Below are 26,484 nucleotides of genomic sequence, written 5' to 3' on the forward strand. Positions count from 1 at the left end.
AGCGACGTGGCCGCGCCTTCGAGGAGCGCGCGGGCCGGCACGATCAGGTCATCAAGGTTTCCGTTTCCGAGAGGTTTCGCGTCACCCCGAGGTCGCGAGGTCGCCCCGCGTTCGGCGACGAATGGCCGCGAAAATGGCCTCGTGGGTCGCGGGGCTCGCGAGCAGCACGGGGCCTTGGTCCGGCGACCCGTCCCCGAAGGCCGCGACGGCGTCACGGAGGGCCTCGCGGGCGGCGATGGCGAGCATCAGCGGGGGCTCGCCGACGGCCTTGCTCCCGTGGATGGTGCCGGGCTGCGCGGCGTCGGGGAGGAGGGTCACGTTGAAGATGGGCGGCGTGTCGCCGATCGACGGGATCTGGTACGTGCTCGCCGAGTGCGAGAGGAGCCGCCCCTCGGCGTTCCACTTCAGCTCCTCGCCCGTGAGCCAGCCCACGCCCTGCACGAACGCGCCCTCGACCTGCCCGCGGTCGATCGCCGGGTTCAGCGAGTCGCCCACGTCGTGGAGGATGTCGACGCGGCGGAGCGACTTCATGCCGGTGTACCCGCACACCTCGACCTCGACCACGGCGGCGCCGTACGCAAAGTAGTAAAAGGGCTTTCCCATCCCCTTCGTGCGGTCGTAGCCGATGCCGGGGGTGCGGTAGAACCCCTGGGCCGAGAGGTTCACCTGCGCGAAGTAGGCGCGCTCGCAGACCTCGGCGAACGTCACCGCGTGCTCGGGGATGTCCTCGGCGTAGACCTTCCCGTCGGCGAACACCATGGCCGCTGGCGCCACCATGCGGCCGACCTTCTTCTCGACGAGCTGCGCGGCGACGGGCCGGAGGCGCTCGCGGAGGATGTCGCACGCGGCCTTCGCGGCCGCCCCGTTGAGATCGGCCCCGCTCGACGCGGCCGTGGCGCTCGTGTTGGGGACCTTGTCGGTGCGTGTCTTCATCATTCGCACCGCGTCGGCCGTCACGCCGAGCTCGCGCATGACTACGCCGCGAATCTTCGTGTAGAGGCCTTGCCCCATCTCGGTGCCGCCGTGGCTCACCTGCACGGTGCCGTCGCGGTAGGCGAGCACGAGCGCCCCGGCCTGGTTCAGGAAGGTCGCCGTGAACGAGATGCCGAACTTGACCGGTGTCATGGCGATGCCGCGCTTCACCCGCGCGCTCTTCGCGTTGAAGGCGGCGATCTCGGCGCGGCGCTCGTCGAGGCGCGCCGAGGCACGGAGCTCGGGGAAAATGCGCTCGATCCGGTTGTGCTCGAGCGCTTGCCCGTAGTGCGTGGTCGCGGTCTCGCCGGTGCCGCGGTAGAGGTTCAGGGCGCGCACGTCCTCGGGCTTTTTGCCCAAGGTGCGGGCGATACGATCGACGATCTCCTCGATGACCACCATGCCTTGGGGCCCGCCGAAGCCGCGAAACGCCGTGTGAGAGACGACGTTCGTCTTGGCCACGCGGCCCGAGAAGCGCACGGCGGGCAGGTAGTACGCGTTGTCGAGGTGGAAGACGGCGCGGTCGCAGATCGACTCGCTGAGGTCGAGGGCCCACCCGCCGTCCGAGACGAGATCGATCGCCGCGCCGACGATGCGCCCCTCGCCGTCGAAGCCCACGTCGAACGACGCGAAGAACGGGTGCCGCTTGCCCGTGAGCTCCATGTCGACGTCGCGATCGAGCTGGAGGCGCACGGGCCTCTTCGCGACGGACGACGCGAGCGCCACGATGGCCGCGAACGTGTTGCCCTGGGTCTCTTTGCCTCCGAAGCCACCGCCCATGCGCGGCGCGCGCACGACGACGCGGTTCCTCGGGACGTTCATCACGTGCGACACCACGGCCTGGACCTCGGACGGGTGCTGCGTCGACGAGGTCACGCGCACGTCGCCGTCGTCCCCCCACTCGGCGTGGGCGGCGTGCGACTCGAGGTAGAAGTGCTCTTGCCCGCCGATCTCGAGCTCGCCCGAGAGCCTGTGGGGAGCGCGCTCGAGCGCCGAGGCCGCGTCGCCGCGACGAATGACGTGAGGCTCCGTGTGGTAGCTGCCCTGCCGGATGGCCTCACGCAGCCCGAGGACCGCGGGGAGCGGCTCGTAAACCACCTTGACCTTTTTCGCGGCCCATTTCGCGGCCTCCCGTGTCTCGGCGACCACCACGGCGACGATGTGCCCCACGAAGCGGACGGTGTCGTGGGCGAAGAGCGGCTCGTCGTGGCGGACTGCGCCCACGTCGTTCGTGCCGGGGACGTCGCGGGCCGTGAGCACGCAGACCACTCCGGGCATCGCGCGGGCCTCGGCGTCGTCGACCGAGACGAGCCGCGCGTGCGCGTGCGGGGACATGACGGGCCACACCTCGAGCGCGCGCTTCGACTGGGCCTCGTCGTCGACGTAGAGGGCCGTGCCGGTCACGTGCCCCTTGGCGCTCTCGTGCGGCAGGTCGAAGCTCGGGGCCTTGCAGGTGAACGTTGCGCCGCGCTCGAACCACGGGAGCCCCTCTTGGGCCTCGCTCTCGTCGCCCGCGAAGAGCTTCTCGAAGAGTCCGACGACGAGCTCGCTCCGGAAGTCTTTGCCGGAGCGGACGTCGTCGAGCGGGGTGAACTCGCCCGCGAGCACCGCCGACACCTCGCGCACCGTCGCCGCGTTCCACGGCTTCCCCACGAGCGCCGCCTCGGCCTTCGTGGCGAGCGCGGGGGTCGCCGCGACGCCGCCGTACGCGAGCTTGGCCGCGACCACCACGTCGTTCGAGTCGAGGTCGACGGCGAAGCTGCTGGCCACGATGCTGATGTCCATCTCGCGCCGCTTCGACACTTTGTACGACGCGGCGATCCGCCGGGCCGCGCCGGAGGGCCCGCGCGGGATCACGATTTTCGAAACGATTTCATCACGTTCGAGAACGGTCTTTCGGTACCCTGCGAAGAACGCGTGGAGCGGGATCGTGCGCTCGCCACGGACGCTCGACGCGACCACGTCGGCCGAGAGAGACAGGAGCACCGGCGCCATGTCGCCGATGGGCGAGGCCGTCACGAGGTTTCCTGCCAGGGTGGCTCGGTTTCGAACCTGGCGCGACGCGAACACGAGCAGCATCTTTTTGAGCTGCGGGAGCTCCTCGCCGATGGCGTCCTCGAGCGCCGTGAGGGTGGCCGCTCCACCCACGACGAACGCATCCGCCGTGCGCTCGACACGCGTGAGCTCCGCGACGCCCTCGGTCGAGACGAGCAGCGCGTAGCGTCGGTCGTGTTTGTTCACGTAGACACCGATCTCGGTCGCGCCGGCGACGAGCTCCGCCTCGGGGTGCTTCGCGCGGAGCTCGAGGAGCTCGGCGAGCGTGGTGGGCCTCACGAAGCGCCGGCCCATGGCCTCGTAGTCGACAGGCCCGAGCTCGGGAGCCGGTTTTTTCAAGCGAAGCGCGAAGAGATCCCCCTCGGGAGCGCGGGCCTTCTGCTCACGGGCTTTGGCCGCGGCCTCCCGGATCGGGCGGTACCCCGTGCAGCGGCACAGGTTGCCGTTGAGCTGATCGACGAGGTCCGCGTCTCCGCGAATGTCGTCTCGGTAGTAGGCCTCGAACATGGAGCAGACGAAGCCCGGCGTGCAATACCCGCACTGCGACCCGTAGGCCTCGACCATGGCGGCCTGCACGGGGTGCATGGCTTCGGGTGTGCCGATGCCCTCGACCGTGACGACCTCGCGCCCGGCCACCATCGGGAGCAGCGTGATGCACGCGTTGATGGCGCGGTAGGTGGGCGTGCCGTCGGCGCGGCGCTCGACGATGGCCACGGTGCACGCGCCGCAGTCGCCCTCGGCGCAGCCCTCCTTCGTGCCGGTCTTCCCGGAGGCCCGCACGTACTGGAGGAGCGTCGTGTGGGTGGCCTCGGACGAGACCGTGACCGGCTTGCCGTTCAGCGTGAACGAAAACGAGGAAGCGTGCGCCATGACGGCCTAAGTTACCCGAAATTGCCCGGCTTTCGCACGCTCGATGCCCGGCCCGCGCGACGCTCTGCGGCATGACGCACGCGAACGGCACCTGGCGCCAGCGCAGCAGCGGTGTATAGGAACCGGATGCTCGTCGCTCGTCGGAAAAGCTCCCTCTTTTTTACCTCCGTGTGCCTGGTCGCGCTCGGCGCGTGCACCGAGGTCGTCGTCGTGGAGCGACCTTCCGGACAGCCCGCGCCCGAAGCCGACGGCGCTCCCCCGCCCCAGCCCGAGCCCGAGGCCGACGCCGCGCCCGAGCCCGAGGTCGACGCCGCCCCCGCCCTTCCCTGCCTCGAGGACCTCACGCAGCGGAACGTCCCCTTCACGAAGGCGCAGGCCCGTGGTGTGGTCGACGCGATCGTCGTGAACGCGCCCATCAACGGCGTCGTGTTCGCGTCCGAAATGGGGGACAAGCCCACGACGCAGCCCATGGCCTGCGAGTTCGTGCGCACCCTCTTCCGGTTCGCCGAGGTGCTGAAATCGAAGGGCATCCACAAAGTGGGGACGCTCGGCTCCTACTGCTACCGCTGCTGCTGCGCCTGGAGCGAGACGAACTTCTGCCGCGGCGTGAACGACCCCGAGCCTTCGTGCGGGTCGAACGGCTACTCGAACCACTCGTTCGGCCGCGCGGTCGACGTCCGCTACCTCACCTTCGACGACGGCCGCACGGTCGACATCAACAAGGACACCGACTTCAAGGCCACCGCCGGCGGGACGTGCGGCGCCGCGCGCACGAGCCAGACGGGCACGAGCAAGACCCTCTACGACATCGTCTGCGAGACCGCGGCGCTCAAGATCTTCTCGACCGTGCTCACGCCGAACTACAACTCCGACCACCGCAACCACTGGCACATGGACACCGGCCAGTCGGGCAACCCGAAGAGCACCACCGTGCGCTCGCTCGGCGAGATCGACGTCGATCGCGGCGACCACCCCGACTCCTGCGGCGAGTAATTCGTCAGCAGTTTCGTAGCCTTACACGGCCTCGTCAGGTCTGCCCCGGCCCTCGCCCCCGCAGGAACGCGACGAGCTCGGCCGCGATGGCCACGGCGATCTCGTCGGGGAGGCGCGCGCCGATGTCGAGGCCCACGGGCATGCGCACGCGCGCCGCATCGCTCTCGGAGAAGCCGCGATGCAGGAGGCGCTTTTTGGTGCGCTCGGCCTTGGCGCGGCTGCCGACCCCCCCGACGAACGAAAAGGAGCGCCGAAGCGCCCACTCGATCGCGCGCTGATCCTCTCCGTGATCGTGGGTCATCGCGAGAAAGATGCCCCGCTCGGGCACCTCGCGGCCGAGCTCGTCGAACGCGCCGACCAGCGTCCTCACGCCCGGGAGACGGCCCTCGGTGGCCCATGCCTCGCGCGGGTCGACCACCGTGACCGCGAGCCCGAGGCGCGCGAGGAGGGGCGCCGTGGCCGTCGCCACGTGACCGCCACCGACCACGAGGCACGGCTCGACCGACACGAGCGGCTCGAGCAACACCGAGACCCGCCCGCCGCAGCACATGCCGAGCTCGGCCCCGAGGAGGAGCTCGCGCACGCTCGCCCTGGGCGGATCGTCGGCGAGGTACGGTACGAGGGCGGAGAGCACCTCACGCTCGACGGCCCCACCGCCGACCGTGCCGATCGAGGTGCCGTCGTCGCACACGTAGAGCTTCTGCCCGGGCGTGGAGGGCGCCGACCCCTTGCGATCGAGCACCGTGGCCATGGCCCCGCGGCGACCGAGCGCGGCCTTCTTCGCGGCGGTCTCGAGCACCGCCGAGGGCGTGGCCGCGTGCGGGACGAACCCCTCACCGGCCTCGCCTCGGGGCTCTGTGCGATCTCCGTGTGGCACCGACGTGACACTTTACGCGAATTTGGGACGCTGCGGCAGGATGCGGGTATCTTCGGGAGCGGAGGCGTTCCCGCATGACTCGACGGCTCGAGCCGAACCAGGTGCTCGTCATGATCCTCGCCGGCGGCGAGGGCAAGAGGCTTCATCCCCTCACGTTCGACCGTGCGAAGCCCGCGGTCCCGTTCGGGGGGCGCTACCGCATCATCGACATCGTCCTGTCGAACTTCGTGAACTCGGGCCTCACCCGCATCAAGATCCTGACGCAGTACAAAAGCGCGTCCCTCGAGGAGCACATCGCGCGCGTGTGGCGGCTCTCCCCGATCCTCGATCAGTTCATCGAGGCCATCCCTGCGCAGCAACGCACGGGGAAATCCTGGTTCCGAGGCTCGGCCGACGCGGTGTACCAGTGCCAGCACGTCATCACGGACGAGCAGCCCGAGCACGTGTGCATCTTCGGCGGCGACCACGTCTACAAGATGGACGTGCGCCAGATGCTCGACGCGCACGCGACGTGGCAGGCCGACGCGACCGTCGCGGCGATCCCGGTCCCCAAAGAAGAGGCGCGCCAGTTCGGCGTCATCGAGGTGAACGCCGAGGGCCGGATCGTGGGCTTCCACGAGAAGGTCGAGAATCCGCCCGAGATGCCGAACCGCCCGGGGTACTGCCTCGCGTCGATGGGGAACTACGTGTTCCGGACCGAGGCGCTCATGGATGTACTCTACACCGATACCGGCCTCGAGGACTCGAAGCACGACTTCGGCCACGACATCCTCCCGGCGATGGTGGCCGAGGGCCTCAAGGTCTACGCGTACGACTTCATGACCAACGCGGTCCCGGGCGAGGATCCGGCCGCGCGTGGGTACTGGCGCGACATCGGGACGCTCGAGGCCTACTGGGAAGCCCAGATGGATCTCATCAGCATCCACCCGGCATTCAACCTCTACAACACGGCGTGGCCCATCCGCACGGGCGTCACGCACGACCCGCCCGCGAAGTTCGTGTTCCGTGACGCGGCCCAGGCCCGCGTCGGCATCGCGACCGACTCGCTCGTGTCGCACGGCTGCATCATCTCGGGCGGGCGCATCCACAGGAGCGTGCTCTCGGTCGGGTGCCGCATCAACTCGTTCAGCGAGGTCGAGGAGAGCGTGCTCTTCGAGAAGGTGCGCATCGGGCGCCACGCGAAGATCCGGCGCTGCATCATCGACAAGGACGTCGAGATCCCGAGCGGCATGGAGATCGGCTACGACTCCGAGGCCGACAGGCGCCGCTTCTTCGTCACCGAGACGGGCCTCGTCGTGATCCCGAAGCGCGCCAAGCTGCGCGACGACGGGTCGATGAAGGTGCTCGACATCAATGGCTGAGAGCGGGCGGCGGACGGTGTTCGTGGGCGACGTCCACGGGTGCCGACCGGAGCTCGAGAGGCTGCTCGAGCAGGTTCAATTTTCGGAGCGCGACAGGCTCGTGTTCGTGGGCGATCTCGTCGCTCGCGGGCCCGACTCGCTCGGCGTGCTCGCGATCGCACGCGCGCTCGGCGCCGTGGTCGTGCGAGGGAACCACGAGGAGCGTGTGCTCCGGGAGCTCGGCCTCGGGGCGACGTTCGGGGGCTCCCCCTCGCGCCCGCACCAAGAGATCGCCGCGCGCCTGGGCCAGGCCGACGTCGACCTCCTCCGCGAGACGCCGCTCTATCGCACCTTCGACGAACACGGGCTCACGGTGGTCCACGCGGGCATCGATCCCGAGGAGCCCCTCCACCTCCAGCGGCCCGAGACGCTCCTCTTCGTGCGGAACGCGCGCACGCCTTCGGGAAAAAAACGGCTCTGGGGCGAGGTGCACGAGGGGCCGGTCTCCTACGTGTTCGGGCACAACGCCATCGAGAAGCTCCAGCTCCACCCGTTCGCCACCGGCCTCGACACGGGCTGCGTCTACGGCGGCGCGCTCACCGCGCTCGTGCTCGGGGAGAACGAGACTCTCCCCCGCGACGTCACGGCGCGTCGCGCGAAGCTCGTGTCGATCCCCGCCGAGCGCGTCTGGTTCGATCCGCACTCGCGGGACGACTGACGAGCCGCGCATGGCGTGGCGCGGCGCGAAATAGCGCGGCGCGTCTTCTTTTCCCCTGCCACGAGGAGGCACGGAGGGCTTGCGCGTGCACGCTCGCGGCGCTAGTAACTCTCACATGAGTTACGACATGGCTCACGACGACGCCCCGGTCTCCTCCGACGATCGCCTCCTCGCCCGCGAGGCCGACGATTCCCCCGCGCGTGTCCTCACGCCGCGCCTCGGTGGCTTCTTCAGCGACGTCGTCTGGCTCGAGCCGATCGCCACGGAGCCCTCGGCGTCCACGTCCGTGGCGCGTGACGAGTAGGCTTGACGGAGGGCGCACGTCGGCGCTTTCGTGCGTAGCGTGAGCCAGACATCCTCCTCATCGACGCTCGACGACCTCCTCGCGTACCTCGGAGCCGCTCCGACGCCCTACCACGCCGTCGCCGAGACGCGGCGGCGCCTCGTCGGAGGGGGCTTCCGCGAGCTCTCGGAGCGCGAGCCGTGGGACGGCCTCGCCCCGGGTCGCTATTTCGTCGTGGCCGGGGAGACGACGCTCATCGCCTTCGTGCTCCCGCACGGTCGGAAGGTGGGCGGCTTTCGCATCGTGGGCGCGCACACGGACAGCCCCAACCTGCGCCTCAAGCCGAAGCCCGACTACACCAAAGAGGGCTACGCCCAGCTCGGCGTCGAGGTGTACGGCGGCGCGCTCCTGAACTCGTGGCTCGACCGGGATCTCGGCATCGCCGGCCGCTTGCTCGTGCGCGAGGGCGAGAGCATCGTCCCGAAGCTCGTGACCGTGGCGCGGCCCATGTGCCGCGTCGCGCAGCTCGCCATCCACCTCGATCGTGACGTGAACGACGGGCTCAAGCTCAATCGCCAAGAGCACCTCGCGCCGATCTTCGGCCTCGGCCTGGGCGACGACGTCCTCACCACGTGCGCGAAGGAGGTGGGCGTCGCGCGCGACACCGTCGTGGCCCACGAGCTCATGCTGTTCGACGTCACGAAGCCCACGCGCGGGGGCCGCTCGGACGAGCTCTTCTTCTCGGCCCGCCTCGACAACTTGGCCATGTGCCACGCGGGAACGCACGCGCTCCTTCGCGCCGTCCCCGAGGCCGAAGCCGGCAACGTCGTCCCGGTGCTCGCGCTCTTCGATCACGAAGAGGTCGGCAGCGAGAGCGTCACGGGCGCAGGCTCCGCGTTTTTGCCGCGCGTGCTCGAGCGCATCTCGATCGCCACGGGCGCCTCGCGGGAGAGCCACCTCCGAGCGCTCGCGAGCTCGCTCTGCGTCTCGGCGGACATGGCCCACGCCGTGCACCCGAACTACGACGGCCGCCACGAGCCGCGCCACAAGCCCGTGCTGAACGGAGGCCCGGTCATCAAGACGAACGCCCAACAGCGCTACGCGACGAGCGGAGAGACGGCCGCGCTCTTCCGCGAGCTCGGGCGCAAGGCCGGCGTGCCCATCCAAGAATATGCACACCGCACGGATCTCCCGTGCGGCACGACGATCGGCCCCATCACCTCGAGCCTCCTCGGCATCCGGACGGTCGACGTGGGCAACCCGATGCTCAGCATGCACTCGGCGCGCGAGCTCGGGGGCTCCGAGGACCCCGAGCTCATGGCGATGGTGATGCGCCTCTTCTTCACCTGCCACGACCCGTCGGCATGAGACCGAGTCGGGCCCTCTCGGGCGCTTCGGTGGGCGTCGTGGCGGCGCTCGTCGTGGCGCTCGGGTGCTCGAAGAAGGCCCTCTTTTCGGCGGGCGATCCGTGCCAACCGGGGCGCGTCGAGTGCGTCTCCGGGAGCGTGGCGCTCGTGTGCGGCGCCGAGGGGACGTTCGTCTCGGTGGCCTGCCGTGGCAAGGGAGGCTGCGTCGCCCAAGGGGCCCTCGCCACGTGCGATCGTTCGACCGCCGAGCCAGGCGACGCGTGCGAAGGCGACGACGGGCGATCCACCTGCACGAGCGACGCCCGACGCGCGCTCCTCTGCCGCAGCGGAAAGCTCGAGACCGCCTTCGAGTGCCCCACGTTCGACTGCCACGTCTCCGGGAAGCGTGCAGAATGCACGCGAGCCTTCGCCAAGGAGGGCGCGCCCTGCACGACGGAAGGCGACACCGTGTGCGCCGAGGACGAACGCTCGCTCCTCGTGTGCCGCGGAAAGGTCGCGGCGAAGAGCCGCCTCTGCCACGGCAAGAACGGCTGCAAAGGAGCGCGGAACCCCGCCTGCGACGACACCCTCGCGAGCCCCGGCGATCCCTGCACCCTGTCGGGCCAGATCGTCTGCTCCGAGGACGAGACGACCGAGCTCGTCTGCCAGAACGGCCGCTTCACCACGTCGCGCTCGTGCCCGAAGGCGGGCTGCCGCGTCGAGAACGCCGCGCAGAAACGGATCTCGTGCAGGTAGCCTAAGCGCCTGATTACTTTACAGTTTCGGAGCTATCCGAGGCGGGCTCCGGGGGGGCCTCGCTCGCCGAGATCCGTGCGTCGCGATCGCCGTCGAGGGCGCGCATGACGATCCCCGCGGCCACGTCGGAGGGGGGCCTCCGCGTGTGCTCGGTGATGGCGGCGCCGAGCTCGCTCGGGGTCACGAAGCCGTCGGAGTTCCGGTCGACGCGGGCGAACCCGCCGAGCTTCGACCATAGGTGACGGGCGAAGCTCTCGAGCAGCACGACCTTCACGTCCCTCCCGCTGCCGGCCGGGGGGATGGCGTCGGGCCTCTCCCTCGCGAAGTCGACGAGGGGGGTCACGTGGTCCATGCCCTCGAACAGGTTTCGCACGAGCGCGACCGTGTACGTTCGCGACGGATCGAACGGCGCGCCCGCGACGTGGGTGAGGCGCCCGTCGGGGCCGACGACCGTCCGATCGCAGACCTGGAAGAAGCTGCCCGACTCGACCGGAGCCTTGGCGCGCGAGACGGCGATGGCGCGCTCGATGACGGCCCCCGGCAAGGCGACGACGACGAGCTCGTTCGCGAACGGCACCTCGGCCTCGAGATCGCCGTAGGAGAAGGTCTCGGTGTAGTCCCTCGAGGCGCGGATCCCGCCGCCGTTGAACACGCACAGGTCGGCCCCGAGGGTGTCGCGGACCCGCGTCGCGAGCAGCTCGCCGAGGGTCGTCTGGCGGGAACGTGTGCCCTTCGACGACAGGGTGACGCCGGGCTCGATCACGAGCAGCACGGCCGACGCGAGCGCGTGGACCTTCTCTTCGTGCGAGCGCGCGCACGCGCGGACCTCGGCGACCTCGGGGTAGTCTCGCGTCTTCACGAGGGTGGCCGAGACCTCCGGTTTTCCTTTGCCGGAGGGCGGGAACGCGAGCTCGACGACGGCCGCCAAGATCGCGTCGGCGCCCGCCTTGACGAGGGTCGTGTCCGCCACCGTCTCGAGGTACGGCTGGTGATCGTGGCCCCCGAGCAGCACGGGGAACGCAAGGTCGCCGAGGGCGGCCGACGCCAGCGCCCGATCGTCGGCGACGGGTTGATGCGTGAGCGCCACGACCGTGTCGCACCCCGAAGCGCGGAGCCGCCGGGCCTCGTCGAGGGCCGCGCGATTCGCAGGCAGCACAGTGGCCGGCGCGAAGGGTGGCCTGCGGTACACGGCGCGATCGTCCATCACGACGCCGACGAGCCCGACCTTCGTGACGGCACCCGACGGCGCGCGCACCTCGACGACGTCGGACAACGGAAGGTCGGGATCGTACCCGCGGAGGTTCGTGCCGAGGAGCATCGCCCGCAGCTCGCGTGCGCGCGCCGACAGCTCGTGTGGGGGGATGTCGTCCTCGTGGTTCCCGAAGCACGCGTGTGTCACGCCGACGGCGTTCAACGTGTCGACCATGCCCGCGCCCGCGTCGAGGCTCGACAGCAGGCTAGGCGCCACGAAGTCTCCCGCGAGGGTCACGAGGAGCGTGTCGGCCGGGTCGGTCGCGCGCGCGTGCGCGACGAGCCCCGCCAGGTGCGGCAGGGCGTCGAGGACGTACACGTCGTTGATGGCGACGATGCGCAGCCTCGGGCCACGCGTGAGATCGGGCTCGGCCATGGTGCCTCGAAGCTTACCCGCGGCAGCGCACGCTCAGCGGGCGTTTTTGCAGCAGCGGAAGCCGGTCGAGTAGTCCTTGTAGGTCGCGTCGTGCGCGTCCGTTCGGTACTTGCAGCCGTCGCCGTTCTTGGTCGTGTCGAGGTAGTAGCCGCCGCGGAAGGTGCCCGCGGGATCGGACACCCACTCGTGCACGTTGCCGACCATGTCGTAGATGCCGAACGCGTTCTTGCAGTGCGGGTGGCTGCCCGTGCGCGCGAGCGACCCGGGCACCTGGTTCAGCCGGGGGTCGTTCATCTTGGTGCTCGACTGGAACACGGTGGCGTCGTTGGGGAAGACCACCGAGAGCGGCGCTTTGCCCTGGTCGTTGCAGTATCCGTCGTGCCGGTCGTTCCCGTACGGGAAGGTCGTCGGGTTCTTGCCCTGGCACGCGCTCACCCACTCTTCTTCGGTGCAGAGGCGCTTCTTCGCGGCGGTGCAGGCGGCCTCGGCCTCGTTGCGGCTGATGTGGGCCTGGGGCACGACGCCGGGACGCGACACGGCCATGAGCTTCTCCCCCTTCACCTGCTCGTACGGCGAGTGAGGGACCTCGCGGCCACCGGCGAGGCCCACCAACGACGCCTCCCATTTGTCGATGCAGAAGGACGTCTTGGCGGTGACGTGCGCCATGCCGGCGGGGCACGGGCCTTTGGCGCCTTCGGCCTCGTCGACGGGCGCTCCGACGAGAGCCGCGAAGGCACAGACGACGCCGAGGACGGCGAAGCGTGTACGGCGGGGCTTTCGCGTAACCATGGCCGGTGCCTAGCAGACCCGCGCTCGACGCGCCAATCGGGCCCGGGACGGCACCGCGAGCCTCAGCGCATACCGCTTCCGCCCGGGTACATGACGCCGAGGGTTTGGATGGTCTCGGGGCGAGACGACGGTTCGTTTGCGCCCGGCCCGCGGGTGGCCTTGTAGGCGACCGCCACCGAAACGACGGCCGCCGCGCAGGCAGCGACGACGACGGCCCGGCTCGTGTTCGAGGTCTTGGGTTTTACGCGGTCCAAACGAGGATTCCTTCCGTCGAGGCTTTTCGACCGACGCGCGGGCTTCGCCGCCAAATGGCTCCCGCTATTGGAAGCCGAACCCCAAGGAAGGACTCTATGAAAGCAAAGTTTCGTCCCCTCGGGAGAGAAAGATCGCGCCAGGCGGCAAATTGAGGCGGGACCTCAGGCGTGGGACGAGGGACGCACGACCTCCATCGCCCGCGCGACACCGCGGAAAAGCAGCTACGCTCGTCCGACGCGAGTCTCGCGTGCGACGAGAGCCCCCATGAGCACCATCGGACCCCGCCCCCGTTCCCTCCCACTTGCACCTACAGCCAAGCCCGCCGAGCGAAAGCTCCCGATCTTCGGCGAGGCGCGCGACATCGATCGGCGCTGGCGCCCGATCTACGTCGTGTGGGAGACCACGCTCGCGTGCGACCTCGCGTGCCGGCACTGCGGCTCGCGTGCGGGGCGCGCCCGGCCCGACGAGCTCACGACCGAAGAGGCCCTCGACCTCGTCGACCAAATGGCGGCGCTCGGCGTCAAGGAGGTCACCGTCATCGGCGGCGAGGCCTACCTTCGTGACGACTGGACGGACATCATCAAGCGCATTCGCTCGCACGGCATCTCGTGCAGCATGACCACCGGAGGGCGCGGGCTCACCCTCGAGCGCGCGCGCGCTGGCAAAGAGGCAGGGCTCCTCTCCGTGTCCGTCTCGATCGACGGGTTCCGCGAGACGCACGACGCCCTCCGCGCGGCGCAAGGCAGCTTCGACGCGGCCATGCAGGCGATGGACAACCTCAAGGCCGTCGGCATCCCGTTCTCGTGCAACACGCAGATCAACCGGCACAGCATGCCGGAGCTCGAGGCGCTCTTCGACTTCCTCGTAGAGCGGGGCATGCACTCGTGGCAGATGCAGCTCACGACGGCCATGGGGCGCGGCGGCGACGAGCCCGACATGCTGCTCCAGCCCTACGAGCTGCTCGAGCTCTTCCCCATGCTCGTGCGCATGAAGCGGCGCGCGGACGAGAAGAAGGTGCGCTTCTGGACGGGCAACAACATCGGCTACTACGGCCCGCACGAGGCCGAGCTCCGCCGCACGTTCCCGGGCAGCCATCGCGGCTCGTGCGGCGCCGGGCGCCTCAGCATGGGCATCGAGGCCAACGGGGACATCAAGGGGTGCCCCTCGCTCCCCACCCAAGACTACGTCGGCGGCAACATCCGCGACGCGAAGCTCGTCGACATCTGGGAGGGCACGAAGGAGCTTCGTTTCACGCGCGACATGACGGTCGAGGATCTCTACGGCTACTGCCGGACTTGCTACTACGCGGAGGACTGCAAGAGCGGCTGCAACTGGACCACGCACGTGCTCTTCGGCAAGGTCGGCAATAACCCCATGTGCCACCACCGCGCCCTCGATCTGGCCGAAAAAGGCCGAAGGGAGCGCCTCGTAAAGACCCACGGTGCCCCGGGGCTACCGTTCGACTACTCGCTCTTCGAGATCATCGAAGAGGCCTTCCCCGAGGACGAGCGCGCAAAATACCTCGAGCTCGCGCACGCGGCCATGAAGCGCCCACCGCGCGCGACATGACCCCCGTCGGCGCGACGCTCACCCGCGCCAGTCGACGGTCGCCTCGGGATCGAACGGTGCGTCGTCGCCGGGGTACGTGACCGCTCGGACGAGGCCCGTGCGTGCGTCTTGTTCGTCGTCGTCCATGCTCGGCGGGAAGTCGCTGTCGGACACGTCCTCGTCCGGCCAGGGCTCGTCGTCCGTGGGCTCGTCGTCCTCGATGGCGTAGGGCGATTGGCCTGGAAAGGCGCGCTCGATCGCGCGAGCGAGGAAGGGCCTCGCGTCACCGACGCCGTGCGAAAAGGCGATTTTCCGCAGCTCCCACGCGACCACGCGGGCGTTCGGAGGACGGTCGTCGGGGGACGTGGCGGTCGCGGCGAGCAAGAGCTCCGTGAGCGCCTCGGGGAGCCTCGGTCGGAAGACGGGCTGCTGCACCTCGCCGGCGCGCACCATCGCGAGGGCCTCCGCGTGCGTGACCTCGGCCGGAAATCGAGGCCCGAGGAACATGGAGCGCACGAGCATCCCCAACGCGAACACGTCGGAGCGCGCGTCTTGCGGTCGGCCGTGCACGAGCTCGGGCGCGAGCATCTCGAGCCGCGACGAGACCGTGCGCATGCTCCTCACGCCGGACTGCGCGCTCGACACGCGGCCGATCTCGAAGTCGGTCACTTTGACGGCCCCGGCGTACGCGAGCATCACCTGGCGCGCCGACAAATCGCCGTGGAGCACACGCGCACGCGCTCCATCGAGATCGCAAGCGACGAGGGCGCCCGAGAGCGCGTCGGCGACCTCCGAGGCGACGAAGAGCGCGACGTCGAACGCGAGCCGAGACGAGGCGCGATCGTGGGCCGCGAGGAGCTCGGCCAGCGAGACCCCGGAGACGTGCTCCGCGAGGACGTACGCCCGGCCGGAGAGGACGCCGTGCTCGTAGACCTGGGCGACGTTCGGGTGATCGACCAGCGCAGCGCGCGCGACCGATTGCCCGAGAGCGCGCACGAAGCCCTCGGCGTCGTCGCTCGGGACCGTATCGAAGAGCTTCACGATCACGCGCCGCCGGACACCTCCGTCGGACACGAGCTCCGCGCGGTGCGCCGACGTGCGCGAGCCTCGCCCCACGAGCTCGCCGAGCTCGACGCGACGCCCCGAGAGGGGGAGCGAAGCCTGAGGGAGACGCACCACGGCCATGCCCCGACGGGATTGCAAACGGCGAGCCACGTGGGGCCCGCCGGGTTCGGCCCATTTCCGTAGGCTCGCGCGTGGGGCGAGCGCAGCCCGGGCCGACCATCGGATCCACGTGCGCGATCCATGACCGATGTAGGAGAACGTAAGGCAAAAGCATTCGACGCTGTTGTGCTACTCGATGGGCATGCGACCGGGGCAAACGCCACGGAGTCACCTCTTCGTCTGCGAGAACGTGAGGCACGGCTCTCCGCTCGGGCCCGGATGCGGCGCGCGAGGGACCGAGGTCGTAACGACCCTCCGCGACGCCGTGCTCCGTTCGGGCATCGTCCAGCACGTGTGGGTCACGAGCACGAAATGCCTCGGTCTCTGCCCGAAGAAGGGGACGGCGGTCGCCCTCTATCCGCACGGTGGTCTCTTCGTCGAGGTCACGAAAGACGACTGCAAGGCCTTGCTCTCTCTCGCCATCGAAACGAAGGACTCGCCATGAACGCGCTCGATTCCGCCCTCACCGAGCTCGAGAAGCTCGAGGAGCTCCAGAGCCAGAAGGTCATCGACCTCGCCCGCCGCTTGAAGCCCGGCCTCACGTCGGACGACATCAAGAACCCTCACGACTTCCCCGAGCTCGACGACCCGGACTGGCACTACCAAGACGGTGTGCTCACGGGCATCCAGTCCGCGATCGCCACGGTGCGATCGCTCCTCCAAGGGGGCAGGTCGTGACCTCGAAGAAGAAGCCGGACGACAAGAACCGTCCGTTCTCGAGCGCGCTCGTCGGGCTCAAGAAGAAGCTCGAGGAAGAAGAGGCCGCGAAGAAGGCCCAGAGGGCCCAAGGTCAGAGGCCTGCCCCGCCGAAGCCGCAGACCTCGCGCCCGAAGGCGCCGAAGTCCGACGCGCGTGAGGACGAAGAGAGCTTCCACCGCATGATGGCCGGAGTCGTCCCGCTCGGCGAGGCGAAGGCGACCCGCCTGCCGAAGGGAGCCGAGACCGCGCAAAAGCGGCCCAAGCCCACCGTCGAGGAGCTCGCGACGCGCGCACGGACCGAGGCCGAAGAGGTCCACGAGCACCTCCGGCGCCTCGTCGGCGGCGGCACGCGCTTCGAGGTGCAAGACGATGGTCGCCGCGTCGAGGGCCGCCGCGTCGACGTGCCCCCCCAGGTCGTGCGATCGCTGCGCCGCGGCGCCGTACCGATCGACGCGCGCCTCGATTTGCACGGGCTCGGGGCGAGCGAAGCCCACGCCGATGTCGCCACGTTCCTGAAGGAGAAACACGCCAGAGGCGAGCGGTGCGTGCTCGTCATCCACGGCAAGGGGGAGAGCCTGCCCTCTGGCAAGGGTGTGCTCCGCGGCGAGATCGCGGCGTGGCTCTCGCAAGGCAAGGCGAGCGAGCACGTGGCGGCCTTCGCCACGGCGCTGGACGAGGACGGCGGCGAGGGCGCGGTTTACGTGCTGCTCCGGCGTGACTTGGGCTAAGGGCTCGCCCATGAACGATTCCGTCTGGCCGGGGCTCGTGCGGCGCGCCATCGGCACCGCGGGGGTCGCCTCGCTGGTGCTCGCTTGTACGCCTCCGGCAGAGCCGAAGGGCCCGGCGCTCGAGCCCTCGAGCGTGGCCCCGAAGGAGAGCGCTCCGCCCTTCGCCGAAGACGACAAGGCGTGGGGCTCGTTTCATTCGAGCCGCTTTCTCATGACCTTGCACCTCCCCGAGGGCAAGGCCTGGCGCATCGACGACCACACGAGGCCCGAGCTCGTCGGCATCCACGAAGCCACCCGCTCGGAGCTCCACTTCGCGGTCGAGCGACAGCCCGAGGTCGTGGGGCGAGCCCAGTGCGAGGCCGACGCGCGCAAGAGGGGCCGCGTCCCCGCGGGAGACCTCCGCACGCTCGAGGACCGCGTCACCGTGGGGCCGGAGGCCTACGATACGCGCATCTGGGTCGCGCTCGAGATCTCGACGCGAGGCACGATCCGCGGTCACCTCTTCGCCTTCGGCGGCATGGTCCGAAGCTGCCTCTTTTTCCACTACGCGACCGAGATCCCGAGCTTCGCGTCGGAGCGCGTGCTCTCGGCGCGCCTCGCCCTCGTGCGGGCGCGGGTGCTCGACACGATCGCGGTCGATCCCCCACGAACCACGACCGACGCCGAGCTCCCCCGGGCCAAAGACGGCCAAAAATAGTCGTAAGATCAGGTATTTGAGCGAAAGCGAAGGCTTCCCGGGTGCGCCGCCCTCGTGGCTTTTCGGCGCATCGCCTATGCTTCGGGCGCTCATGGCCGACCTCCGCGAAGCGCTCGAGACCGACGTCGCCATCGAGACGCCGGAGCACGTCGTGTTCCGCTACCGCGTCGCCGGGCCGGCGCGCCGCACGCTCGCCCACCTGGTCGATCTCCTCGTCTGTTACGGCGTGCTCGTGGTGCTCGGGATCGTGCTCGTCTTGGCCGCGGGCTCGGGCTCGTTCGGTGAGGACATGAGCGCGCTCGCGAAGGTCGGCGCCGGCGTGATGCTCGTGCTCCTCTTCTTCGTGCAGTGGGTCTACTTCGTCGTCGTCGAGACGATGTGGGGGCGCTCGCCCGGAAAGGCCGCGCTCGGGCTTCGCGTGTTGACCACGACCGGTCGGCCGGTGACCTTCGTGCACGCGGTCCTCCGGAACCTCTTGCGCGCGGCCGACGCCCTACCCTCGGCCTATGTCCTCGGGGTCGTGTGCATGGCGGCCACGCGCCGGTTCCAGCGCATCGGAGACCTCGTCGCCGGGACCATGGTCGTGGTGACGGACGGGCCACTCCACGCCGATCCGATCGCCCTCTACCCTCCCGCGTCGCCGCGGGAGCTGGCGAGCCTGCCCGAGCGTGTCACGTTCGATCCCGAGGAGCGCACGGCCATCGAGCTCTTCCTGCGCCGCCGGGGGAGGCTCGGTCCGGCCCGCGAAAACGAGCTGGCGCGCATGATCGCGCCGGCCCTCGCGGCGCGCTTCGAGGTCCGCCACGACGACCCCGTTCGTCTCGTCGCCCTCCTCTACGACCGCGCCATGTCCGGAGGGCGCGAAGAGGCGCCGCCCTCGTCGCGGAGCGCTCCACCCGTCGAAGCGAGGCGAGCACCATGGCGCTAGCGTCGGTCCCCAAAGAGCGCGCCTTCGCCGAGCGCCGTGCCCGTGACTGGAACGATCTCGACACGCTCGTCCGCGTCGCCGAGCAGCGCGGTCCGAAAGGGCTCTCGGACGAGGCCGTGCGTCGCCTCCCTCCGCTCTACCGTGACGTGTGCGGCGATCTCTCGCGCGCGCAAGCGGCTCGGTACAGCGCGCCGCTCGTCGACCACCTCCAAGACCTCACGGCCCGCGCACACACGGTGCTCTATGGTGCGAGCGCCGGGAGGCCCGCGCGAGAACGCGGCGCCGTGCCGTGGCTCGCTCGCTTCCCTCTCGCGGTGCGGCGCCATCGTCGCGCCATGGCGCTCGCGGCGGCGCTCTTCTTCGTGCCCTTCGTGATCGGCCTCGTCATGACGATCGGCAAGCCCGAGCTCGCGTTTCGCATCGTGCCCGAGGCCATGCTTCGCCCCCTCACCGAGGCCTACCAGCGCGGCTTCGACGGCGGGCGAAGCTCGGCGGACGACACCCTCATGACCGGCTTCTACGTGAACAACAACGTGGGTATCGCCCTCCGTTGCTTCGCGCTCGGCATTTTCGGCGGGCTCGGCTCGGCCTTCACGTTGGTCCAGAACGGCCTCTTCACGGGCGCCGTCGTCGGCTACGTGGGCTCCCAGGGCGCGGGGCTCAACATCCTCACGTTCATCGTCGGACACAGCACCTTCGAGCTCGGCGCGATCGTCATCGCGGGCGGAGCGGGCCTCGCCATGGGGTGGGCCGTCGTGAGCCCCGGCGAGAAGACCCGCCTCGGGTCGCTCCGCGCGATCGCGCCCGACGTCGTCACCATCGTGTGTGGCGCGGCGGTCATGCTCTTCGTCGCCGCCCTCGTCGAGGGGTTCTGGTCGTCGTCGTCGGTGCCCATGCCGGTGAAGCTCGTCGTCGGCGTCGTGCTCTTCGTCGTCGTCCTCGGGTACCTCGCGCTCGCAGGCCGCGAGCACGAACGAGGAAACGGGAGGGCGCCATGAACGTCCTCTCGTCCCGCGTGGTCCTCCGCGTTCGAAAGCCGTCCGACGTGCTCGATTTGGCGCTTCGTTTCGTGGTCGAAAACCGTATTCCTTTCGCGAAGATGGCGCTCATCGTGCTCCCCCCCGGGGTGCTCGCGACCTGGGCCCTCGGGCGAGCTTCCGGCTGGGCCCTCGCGTGGGCGTTCGCGGCGCTCTTCGGGCTGCTCGCGCAAGCGCCCTTCACGGCGCTCGCGTCGCGCCTCGTCTTCGAGCGGGACGTCCCCGTCCTCGCTGTCCTTCGAGAGTCGGCGCGGAGGCTCCCGTTCCTCGTCGGCGTGAGGGTCGTGCACCTCGTCGCGGTCGTCGTGGCCGCGTCGTTCTTCGTGGTGCCCGCGCTCTTCGTGCTCGGCTTCGCGCTCTTCCTCGGCGAGGTCCTCCTGCTCGAGAGGGCGAGCGTGTCCGCGGCCCTGACGCGGCTCCAGCGGCTCTCTGCGGGCGCCGCCGGCGACTCGGTGCTCGCGGTCCTCGTGCTGACCACGCTCCACGCCGCGGCCACCGTGCTGGGCGACGTCGTCGGTCGGGCGATCGTGGCCGATCTCCTCGCGTTCGACCCGCCCGCCGCGGCGTGGGAGAGCGGCATGGGCAGCGCCTTCGCGGCCGTGGGTTTTTGGGCTTTTCTGCCCTACGCCGCCACGGCGAGGCTCTTCTTCTATCTCAACGTGAGGACACGCGCCGAAGGCTGGGACGTCCAAACTCGCTTCTCGGCCATCGCCGGCCGCGCACGTGGAGACGACGACACGTCGAACCCCTCGAAGGAGGCCGCGTGAGGCCAGCGCGATCCCTCGCCTTCGCGCTGACGCTCACGTTCGCGCTCACGTTCGCGCGCAACGGAGCGGCCGAGCTCGATCCGTCCAAGGCCGCGAGCCAGGCCGAAGCGGCGCGCAACGAGCCGGCGATGGAATTCTGCCGGAAGCCACGCGCGCCCCTCGGGGAGCGCGCGCTCGAGCTCTGCACGATCGCCGAAGAGACCCCGACCTGCGAAGGGTTCCGCGCGGCGTGCGCTGCGGCGCTCACGAAGAAGCCCGACGACGCGCCGAGCGAGGCGTGGGCGCGTATCGTCCGCGCCCTCGGGGTCGTCGCCCACGTGCTCGTTTACGTGGTCGTCGCCGCGGCCGTGGCGCTCCTCCTCGTGCCCATCGTACGCGCGCTGCGCAAACGCAAGCGGGACCTCGCCGTCGACGAGGAGCGCGCGGCGATCCCGTCGCCCGAGCCGCGCCCCGACGCACCCCGGGATCCCACGACGATCGACGACGCAGAAGCCGCGCTCGCGCGGGCCGACACACTCGCGCGTGACGGCGACCTCCGTCGCGCGACCAATCTCTACCTGCTCGCCTCGCTGTCGGCCCTCGACCGACGTGGCGCCATTCACGTCACGAAGAGCCGTACCAACGGCGAGTACGTTCGCGCGTGCGCGGAGGAGTCGAGCCGAGCGAGCCTGCGCGCCATCACCCGCGAGGCCGATCGTCAAGCGTTCGGCGCCGAGCCCCCGGCGGGGGCCGAGGTAGACCGCATCGCGAAGCTCGCGCGCGCCATCGTCCGCGCCATGCCGGCGGGGCTCTTGCTGCTCGCGTCGCTCCTCGGCGCGGGTTGCTCGCCGAGGCCTCGTACGTTCGACGATCCTGCCGGGACCGAGCTCTTGTCCGAGGTGATGAAGCGCCAGGGCTCGCCCATCACCCCCCTCGGCTCGTCGCTCGCCAAGCTCGCGCCGGTGACCGACGACGCCCCCTCGCCCATCGTGCTCGTCGATCTCGAGAGGACGGCCCTCGAGCCCGAAGCCGAGGCCGCCCTCGTCGCGTTCACCGAGAGCGGTGGGGTCCTCGTCCTCTTCGGCCAAGAGAATCATAAACTTTCGGAAACGTTCGGCTTTCAGACATCGCTCGGCATCGATCGTGCGATCGACGTTTCGCTCACGCCGCTCTCGGTCGACGTGGACGACGACGACGAGGACGCCGCGCCGCTCGACGCGCGCCTCGCACGCGCGTACGCCGCCGAAACCCGGCACTTCCCCGGCAAAGTGGCCCGACCGCGCATCGTGCGCATGTCGGGCGCGCGCTCTCTCGCGACGATTCATGGCGAGCCGTACGCGGCCGCGAAGACCTACGGGAAAGGCACCGTCGTGGTGGTCGGGACGGACGATCTCCTTTCGAACGTCGTGCTCGCGCGCCCCGAGAACGCTGCCGCCATCGTGGCGCTCCTCGCCGAGCTCTCGGCCGTCCCCGCGCTCCCCGGGGAGGCGAACGAACGCCGCAGCGCGCTCGCGCGCCCGATCCGCATCGCGAGGCCGGAGGACGGAGCGTCACCCCCGTCCAACCCGTTCTCGGCGCTCGCGCGGGCCGGGCTCGCGCGCGGCATGTGGCACGCCCTCGTCGCGTCGCTCGTGCTCTTCCTGGCCTACGGGATCCGGAGCGCGCGGCCGAGGCCGGAGCCGGCCCCTTCGCGTCGCGCGTTCACCGAGCACGTCGAGGCCGTCGGAGCGTTCTACGCGCGAGCGCCGAAGCCACCCCACGCCCTTGCCGCGTTCTCCCGCTACTGCGAGGAGAAGCTTCGCCCCGCGTTGCCGCGAGGCTCCCACGACGTCCCCGCGTTCCTCGCGGCGCGGACGGGGCGAACGGTAGAGTCGTGCCGTGAGGTCTGGGAGAGAGCCCTCTCCGCGCGATCGGAAGACAGCCCCAAGGGCGACGAGCTCCGCGTCCTACGAGACCTTCGGGCGCTCGTCGTGGCTGCCATCGCCCACGACGACCCCGAGACCCGGAAAATGAGGCCATCGTGACCACCCAAGCGCTGACAGAAGATTCTTTGCGTCCGTTCGTCGACACCTTCGAGCGAATGCGCGCGCGCATCGGCGAGGTCATCGTCGGACAGGAGGAGCTCGTGTTCGGGCTGCTCGTCGCGCTGTTCGGAGGCGGGCACGTGCTCGTCGAGGGGGTGCCCGGCCTCGGAAAGACGCTCGTCGCGCGGAGCCTCGCGCAGGCGTCCGGCGCCGCGTTCAAGCGCATTCAGTTCACGCCCGACCTCATGCCGAGCGACGTGACCGGCTCGTCCATCTACGATCGTCAATCGGGCACGTTCGCGTTCGTGCCGGGGCCCATCTTCACGAACCTCCTGCTCGCCGACGAGGTGAACCGCGCGCCCGCCAAGACGCAGTCGGCGCTCCTCGAGGCCATGCAAGAGCATCAAGTCACGGTCGATGGGCACAGCCGCGCGCTCCCCCCGCCGTTCCTCGTGATCGCCACGCAGAACCCCATCGAGTCTCAGGGGACCTACCCTCTCCCGGAGGCCCAGCTCGACCGGTTCCTCCTCAAGCTGAACGTCGAGAGCCCGCCCCGCGAGGTCGAGGAGCGCATCGTCAAACATCACGCGCAAGGGTTCGATCCCAAAGACATTTCTAGCCTCGCGCCCGCTTCGAGCCCCGAGGAGATCGCGCGGCTCCAGCGCGTCGTCGGTGCCGTGCGTGTCGACGACGCGATCGTGTCGTACATGGTCGAGCTCGTGCGGCGCACGCGGGACGATCGCGCCATCGAGCTCGGCGCCTCGCCGCGCGCGTCCATCGCGATGCTGAAGGCGGCGCGCGTCGTGGCCGCGAGCGAGGGGCGCACCTTCGTGACCCCCGACGACATCAAGCCCATGGTGAAGCCCATCCTGCGCCACCGCGTGATGCTTCACCCGGACGCCGAGCTCCAGGGCCTGTCGGCGGACGACCGCATCGACGCCATCGTGAAGGCGACGCCGGTGCCTCGGGGCAAAGGATGATCTTCGTCCCGAGGAGGCGACTCGTCGCGCTCGCGTTCGTGGCCGCCGCCGTCGCCACCGTGTCGGGGTTCGTCCCCGGGCTCGGCGCGCCACTCGTGGCGCTCGACGTGGTGCTCGCCGTGGCAGCCCTCGGCGACGCATTTTTCGCGAGGAAGGCGTCGATCCGCGCCAGCCGTGAGGTGGCCGAGATCCTCTCCCTCGGCCGCGCGAACGCGGTGACCCTCACGCTCCAGCAACCCGACCCGGGCTCGGCTCCGCGGGACCGTGATGGACGATCCGCTCCCCGACACCGAGACCCGAGGCCTCCCGGCGACCTTCGATCTCGGCCCCGGCGAGAGCGCGGACGTACGCTACGAGGTCACCCCCACACGACGCGGCCCACGGCGCTTCGGGGCGGTGACCGTACGCACCGAGAGCCTCCTCGGCCTCGTCGACGTGCAGGCGTCTACGGCGTGCGCGGCCGAGGCCAACGTCTACCCCGACGTGCACGCGGCGCGCGAGCTCGAGATGCTCCGGAGGAAGGGCCGGGGCGACAAGAACGTCGGCTCCCTCCGCGCCCGAGGCGGGGACACCGAGTTCGAGCGCCTCCGCCCCTACCTCTTGGGCGACGAGATCCGGCACATCGACTGGAGAGCGTCGGCGAGGCGCGACGATCTGACCGTTCGCACGTTCCAGGCCGAGTCGAACCAGAACGTGGTCTTCGCGATCGACGTCGGCCGTGGCATGCGCGGGGAGAGCCAAGGCATCACGGCGATCGACCGCGCGCTGAACGCCGCCCTCCTCACCGCGGACGTGGCGCTGCGCGGCGGCGACAAGGCCGGTTTCCTTGCGTTCGACGACCTCCCGCGCGCATTCCTGAAGCCCGTGGGTGGGCGCGCCGGAGGTCAGAAGCTCACGCGGGCGGTCTACGATCTCGAGGCCGGGCTCACGGCGACCGATTTTCACGCGGCGACGACGTTCCTCCGCGCGAAGATGAAGGCGCGGTCGCTGCTCGTCGTCTTCACGAACCTCCTCGAGCCGCGCGCGGCGAAGGAGCTCGCGTCCTCGCTGAAGGGGCTCCTGCCACGCCACCTCCCGCTGTGCGTCCTCATGCGCGACGAAGAGGTCGAGCGGCTCGCCCTCGATCCGATCGGGCGCGAGGACGAGGCCTACGTGAGGGCCGCCGCGGCCGAGGCCCTCACGTTTCGAGAGCAAATCATCCGTGATTTGCGGCACGCCGGCGTGCTCGTGCTCGATGCTCGGCCCGAGGAGGTGACGCCGCTCCTCGTCAAACGGTACCTCGAGGTGAAGGCGCGCCGCCTCTTGTGAGCCCGCGCGCGAGGAGGCTCAGCGCAGCATGCGGTGCACGACGAGCAACACGAGCGCACCACCGACCGCGAGGCCGAAGCTCGGGAGGTTGAAGCCGGTCACGCTGCCCCAGCCGAGGCGAGTCCCGATGAACCCGCCGACGATGGCGCCGAGGATGCCGAGCGCCGTGGTGGTGATGAACCCTCCGCCGTCTTTGCCCGGCATGACGAACTTGGCGACGAGGCCCGCGAGGAGGCCGAACACGATCCAGCTCAGGATGCCCATCGTGTGCGGAACGTAGCCACAGATGCGCGCCCACGGAAGCTCCGACGTCGACCGCGCTCGTTCGACCCGCGGGCGGCTAGCCTCTGCGGAGCTCGAGCACGGGGAGCTCGGCGCCGCACCCGAGCCGGAACGGGTACCAGTGCCCGAAGCCACTCGTGGTGTAAAGCCTAGTGTTTTCGACAAGATAGGGACCCCACAGGTACCCATCGGGGGCGAGCGGCTCGAACGCGCTCTTCCCCGCGAACCCGATCTGCCCTCCGTGGGTGTGGCCCGCGAGCACGAGGCCCACGTCGAGGGACGAAGCGGGCACGATGCCCTCGGGGCGGTGCGACAGGAGAAGGCGAAAGTCCCCGTCCGCCCTCCGTAGGGCTCGCTCGATCGACGCACGCATGGGCGTCTCGATGTCCCCGCGCATGGCGCGCGGATCGTCGATCCCGAGGAGGGCGAGAGACGCACCGTCGACGTCGAGCTTCACACCGTCGTCGACGAGCAGCGGGACACGGGCGCGCTCGTAGGCCCGACGGACGTCGCGCGTCGATTGAAAGTGCTCGTGATTGCCGAGGCAGCCGTACACACCGAGGCGCGGCCGCGCGTTCGCGAGCACCGAGAGCGCGTCATCCCAGAGCCACGGCCTCTCGACGAAGTCGCCCGTCACCACCACGAGGTCGGGGCGCTCGAGGCTCGCGCGCTCGAGGGCGGCCTCGAGGTCTTCCGTCGTTCGGTACACGCCGAGGTGCACGTCGCTGACCTGCACGATCCGGAGCCCCTCGAGCGCCTTCGGTAGCTTCGGGACGGAGAGGACCTTCGTGCGGACGGCAGGCGACGCAAACCCCGTAGAAAACCCGATGGCGCCCGCACCGACGGCGCTCGCAGGGGGGAGCGCCGCCACGGCCGAGAGCGCGGCACGGCGCGTGATACGCGGGCGGGCGAGCGGAGGAGGGGCGGCCGAGGGAGGAGCCTCGGGTGACTGCCCGGGCGAGTCGATGGTGCCCTCGCTCGCCGGACGCGAGCGGCGCGTGAGCCACGCGAGCACACCCGCCGAAGGGATCGACACGAGCACGAGCGCGAGAAAAACTGGGGCGGCCGAGACGAACGTCCCTCCGGCTCGCCCCGCGAACGAGGACGTCCGAAAGACGAGCCACGCGCCGTGCGCCGCGAGCGCCGACATCACCAAGGCGAGCCACGCGCCCCGCAGCGCGGGCCTCGCATAGACCCGCGGCAAGAACACGCGCACCGCCGCGAGGTTCGCGAGGAGGAGCCCGATCGTCGCGACGAGCGACCACGACGAGCGAACGAGCGGGAAGATCATGCGCGCCTCGAGATCGACGTCGACGCCATCGTGGAGGGGAACGCTCGACCGAAGGAGAGGCTTCCGTTTCGCATGCCGAGAGCATGGGCCCGCGAGATGGGAGGGGTGCGA

General features: G+C 70.0%; 25 protein-coding genes. 17 read left to right on the forward strand and 8 right to left on the reverse strand.

Features of this window, described 5'->3' with window-relative positions:
- Positions 1–81 precede the first annotated feature (81 nt).
- On the reverse strand, positions 82–3,897 hold the full coding sequence (gene xdhB / locus IPK71_31135; GenBank protein ID MBK8218207.1) for a xanthine dehydrogenase molybdopterin binding subunit: 3,816 nt from the start codon (positions 3,895–3,897) through the stop codon (positions 82–84).
- 126 nt (positions 3,898–4,023) lie between these two features.
- Here xdhB and IPK71_31140 point away from each other — a divergent pair, with 126 nt between their 5' ends.
- Positions 4,024–4,890, forward strand: a complete 867-nt coding sequence (locus tag IPK71_31140; GenBank protein MBK8218208.1) for an extensin family protein — start codon at positions 4,024–4,026, stop codon at positions 4,888–4,890.
- Positions 4,891–4,924: 34 nt separating this feature from the next.
- Here IPK71_31140 and IPK71_31145 read toward each other — a convergent pair whose 3' ends face one another.
- Positions 4,925–5,767: an XdhC family protein gene (locus IPK71_31145; GenBank protein ID MBK8218209.1), complete on the reverse strand. Its 843-nt coding sequence runs from the start codon at positions 5,765–5,767 to the stop codon at positions 4,925–4,927.
- A gap of 74 nt (positions 5,768–5,841) precedes the next feature.
- Between IPK71_31145 and glgC the strand changes: the two genes are divergently transcribed.
- The 5 genes from glgC (at position 5,842) to IPK71_31170 (ending at position 10,210) form a co-directional block, all read left to right on the forward strand.
- The gene (gene glgC / locus IPK71_31150) at positions 5,842–7,128 is read left to right on the forward strand and encodes a glucose-1-phosphate adenylyltransferase (GenBank protein ID MBK8218210.1); all 1,287 of its coding nucleotides are present in this window, start codon (positions 5,842–5,844) and stop codon (positions 7,126–7,128) included.
- Complete coding sequence (locus IPK71_31155) at positions 7,121–7,825, forward strand: metallophosphoesterase (GenBank protein ID MBK8218211.1); 705 nt, start codon at positions 7,121–7,123, stop codon at positions 7,823–7,825. Before glgC ends, IPK71_31155 begins: the two co-directional genes overlap by 8 nt.
- A 115-nt stretch (positions 7,826–7,940) precedes the next feature.
- Positions 7,941–8,129 carry a hypothetical protein gene (locus IPK71_31160; protein MBK8218212.1) on the forward strand — a complete coding sequence of 63 codons (189 nt, stop codon included), beginning with the start codon at positions 7,941–7,943 and terminating at the stop codon, positions 8,127–8,129.
- 39 nt (positions 8,130–8,168) lie between these two features.
- Positions 8,169–9,476: a M18 family aminopeptidase gene (locus IPK71_31165; protein ID MBK8218213.1), complete on the forward strand. Its 1,308-nt coding sequence runs from the start codon at positions 8,169–8,171 to the stop codon at positions 9,474–9,476.
- A complete protein-coding gene (locus IPK71_31170) occupies positions 9,473–10,210 on the forward strand; it encodes a hypothetical protein (protein ID MBK8218214.1) in 738 nt (245 codons plus the stop codon). The genes IPK71_31165 and IPK71_31170 overlap by 4 nt, the downstream gene beginning before the upstream one ends.
- Positions 10,211–10,223: 13 nt before the next feature.
- Here IPK71_31170 and IPK71_31175 read toward each other — a convergent pair whose 3' ends face one another.
- The 3 genes from IPK71_31175 to IPK71_31185 all read right to left on the reverse strand — a co-directional run bounded on the left by IPK71_31175 (position 10,224) and on the right by IPK71_31185 (position 12,880).
- Positions 10,224–11,837 (reverse strand): 5'-nucleotidase C-terminal domain-containing protein, encoded by a 1,614-nt coding sequence (locus tag IPK71_31175; protein ID MBK8218215.1) that lies wholly within the window; start codon positions 11,835–11,837, stop codon positions 10,224–10,226.
- Between the two features lie 33 nt (positions 11,838–11,870).
- Positions 11,871–12,626, reverse strand: coding sequence for an SUMF1/EgtB/PvdO family nonheme iron enzyme (locus IPK71_31180; GenBank protein ID MBK8218216.1), 756 nt, complete (start codon positions 12,624–12,626; stop codon positions 11,871–11,873).
- 62 nt (positions 12,627–12,688) lie between these two features.
- On the reverse strand, positions 12,689–12,880 hold the full coding sequence (locus IPK71_31185) for a hypothetical protein (protein ID MBK8218217.1): 192 nt from the start codon (positions 12,878–12,880) through the stop codon (positions 12,689–12,691).
- A gap of 265 nt (positions 12,881–13,145) precedes the next feature.
- Here IPK71_31185 and IPK71_31190 point away from each other — a divergent pair, with 265 nt between their 5' ends.
- Positions 13,146–14,450: a radical SAM protein gene (locus tag IPK71_31190; protein MBK8218218.1), complete on the forward strand. Its 1,305-nt coding sequence runs from the start codon at positions 13,146–13,148 to the stop codon at positions 14,448–14,450.
- Positions 14,451–14,468: 18 nt separating this feature from the next.
- Here the strand turns inward: IPK71_31190 and IPK71_31195 are convergent, their stop codons facing one another.
- The gene (locus IPK71_31195; GenBank protein ID MBK8218219.1) at positions 14,469–15,614 is read right to left on the reverse strand and encodes a protein kinase; all 1,146 of its coding nucleotides are present in this window, start codon (positions 15,612–15,614) and stop codon (positions 14,469–14,471) included.
- 181 nt (positions 15,615–15,795) lie between these two features.
- Here IPK71_31195 and IPK71_31200 point away from each other — a divergent pair, with 181 nt between their 5' ends.
- The 10 genes from IPK71_31200 to IPK71_31245 all read left to right on the forward strand — a co-directional run bounded on the left by IPK71_31200 (position 15,796) and on the right by IPK71_31245 (position 24,800).
- Positions 15,796–16,098 (forward strand): (2Fe-2S) ferredoxin domain-containing protein, encoded by a 303-nt coding sequence (locus tag IPK71_31200; GenBank protein ID MBK8218220.1) that lies wholly within the window; start codon positions 15,796–15,798, stop codon positions 16,096–16,098.
- The gene (locus IPK71_31205; protein ID MBK8218221.1) at positions 16,095–16,331 is read left to right on the forward strand and encodes a hypothetical protein; all 237 of its coding nucleotides are present in this window, start codon (positions 16,095–16,097) and stop codon (positions 16,329–16,331) included. The genes IPK71_31200 and IPK71_31205 overlap by 4 nt, the downstream gene beginning before the upstream one ends.
- Complete coding sequence (locus tag IPK71_31210) at positions 16,328–17,080, forward strand: Smr/MutS family protein (GenBank protein MBK8218222.1); 753 nt, start codon at positions 16,328–16,330, stop codon at positions 17,078–17,080. Before IPK71_31205 ends, IPK71_31210 begins: the two co-directional genes overlap by 4 nt.
- A 10-nt stretch (positions 17,081–17,090) precedes the next feature.
- A complete protein-coding gene (locus tag IPK71_31215) occupies positions 17,091–17,777 on the forward strand; it encodes a hypothetical protein (GenBank protein ID MBK8218223.1) in 687 nt (228 codons plus the stop codon).
- A gap of 91 nt (positions 17,778–17,868) precedes the next feature.
- On the forward strand, positions 17,869–18,705 hold the full coding sequence (locus IPK71_31220) for an RDD family protein (GenBank protein MBK8218224.1): 837 nt from the start codon (positions 17,869–17,871) through the stop codon (positions 18,703–18,705).
- Entirely contained in the window at positions 18,696–19,703 is a 1,008-nt protein-coding gene (locus tag IPK71_31225; protein MBK8218225.1) for a stage II sporulation protein M, read from the forward strand. The genes IPK71_31220 and IPK71_31225 overlap by 10 nt, the downstream gene beginning before the upstream one ends.
- A complete protein-coding gene (locus IPK71_31230) occupies positions 19,700–20,509 on the forward strand; it encodes a hypothetical protein (GenBank protein ID MBK8218226.1) in 810 nt (269 codons plus the stop codon). The genes IPK71_31225 and IPK71_31230 overlap by 4 nt, the downstream gene beginning before the upstream one ends.
- Complete coding sequence (locus IPK71_31235; protein MBK8218227.1) at positions 20,506–22,512, forward strand: hypothetical protein; 2,007 nt, start codon at positions 20,506–20,508, stop codon at positions 22,510–22,512. The genes IPK71_31230 and IPK71_31235 overlap by 4 nt, the downstream gene beginning before the upstream one ends.
- A 56-nt stretch (positions 22,513–22,568) precedes the next feature.
- The gene (locus tag IPK71_31240; GenBank protein ID MBK8218228.1) at positions 22,569–23,492 is read left to right on the forward strand and encodes a MoxR family ATPase; all 924 of its coding nucleotides are present in this window, start codon (positions 22,569–22,571) and stop codon (positions 23,490–23,492) included.
- 267 nt (positions 23,493–23,759) lie between these two features.
- Complete coding sequence (locus tag IPK71_31245) at positions 23,760–24,800, forward strand: DUF58 domain-containing protein (GenBank protein ID MBK8218229.1); 1,041 nt, start codon at positions 23,760–23,762, stop codon at positions 24,798–24,800.
- Between the two features lie 18 nt (positions 24,801–24,818).
- On the opposite strand, the gene IPK71_31250 is transcribed toward IPK71_31245, so the two are convergent.
- Together IPK71_31250 and IPK71_31255 are read right to left on the reverse strand one after the other, a co-directional pair.
- Positions 24,819–25,064 carry a GlsB/YeaQ/YmgE family stress response membrane protein gene (locus tag IPK71_31250; GenBank protein MBK8218230.1) on the reverse strand — a complete coding sequence of 82 codons (246 nt, stop codon included), beginning with the start codon at positions 25,062–25,064 and terminating at the stop codon, positions 24,819–24,821.
- Between the two features lie 76 nt (positions 25,065–25,140).
- Positions 25,141–26,373, reverse strand: coding sequence for a metallophosphoesterase (locus tag IPK71_31255; protein MBK8218231.1), 1,233 nt, complete (start codon positions 26,371–26,373; stop codon positions 25,141–25,143).
- Between the last annotated feature and the right edge of the window lie 111 nt (positions 26,374–26,484).

The sequence above is a fragment of the Myxococcales bacterium genome (assembly GCA_016712525.1).
Lineage (GTDB): Bacteria > Myxococcota_A > Polyangia > Polyangiales > Polyangiaceae > JAAFHV01.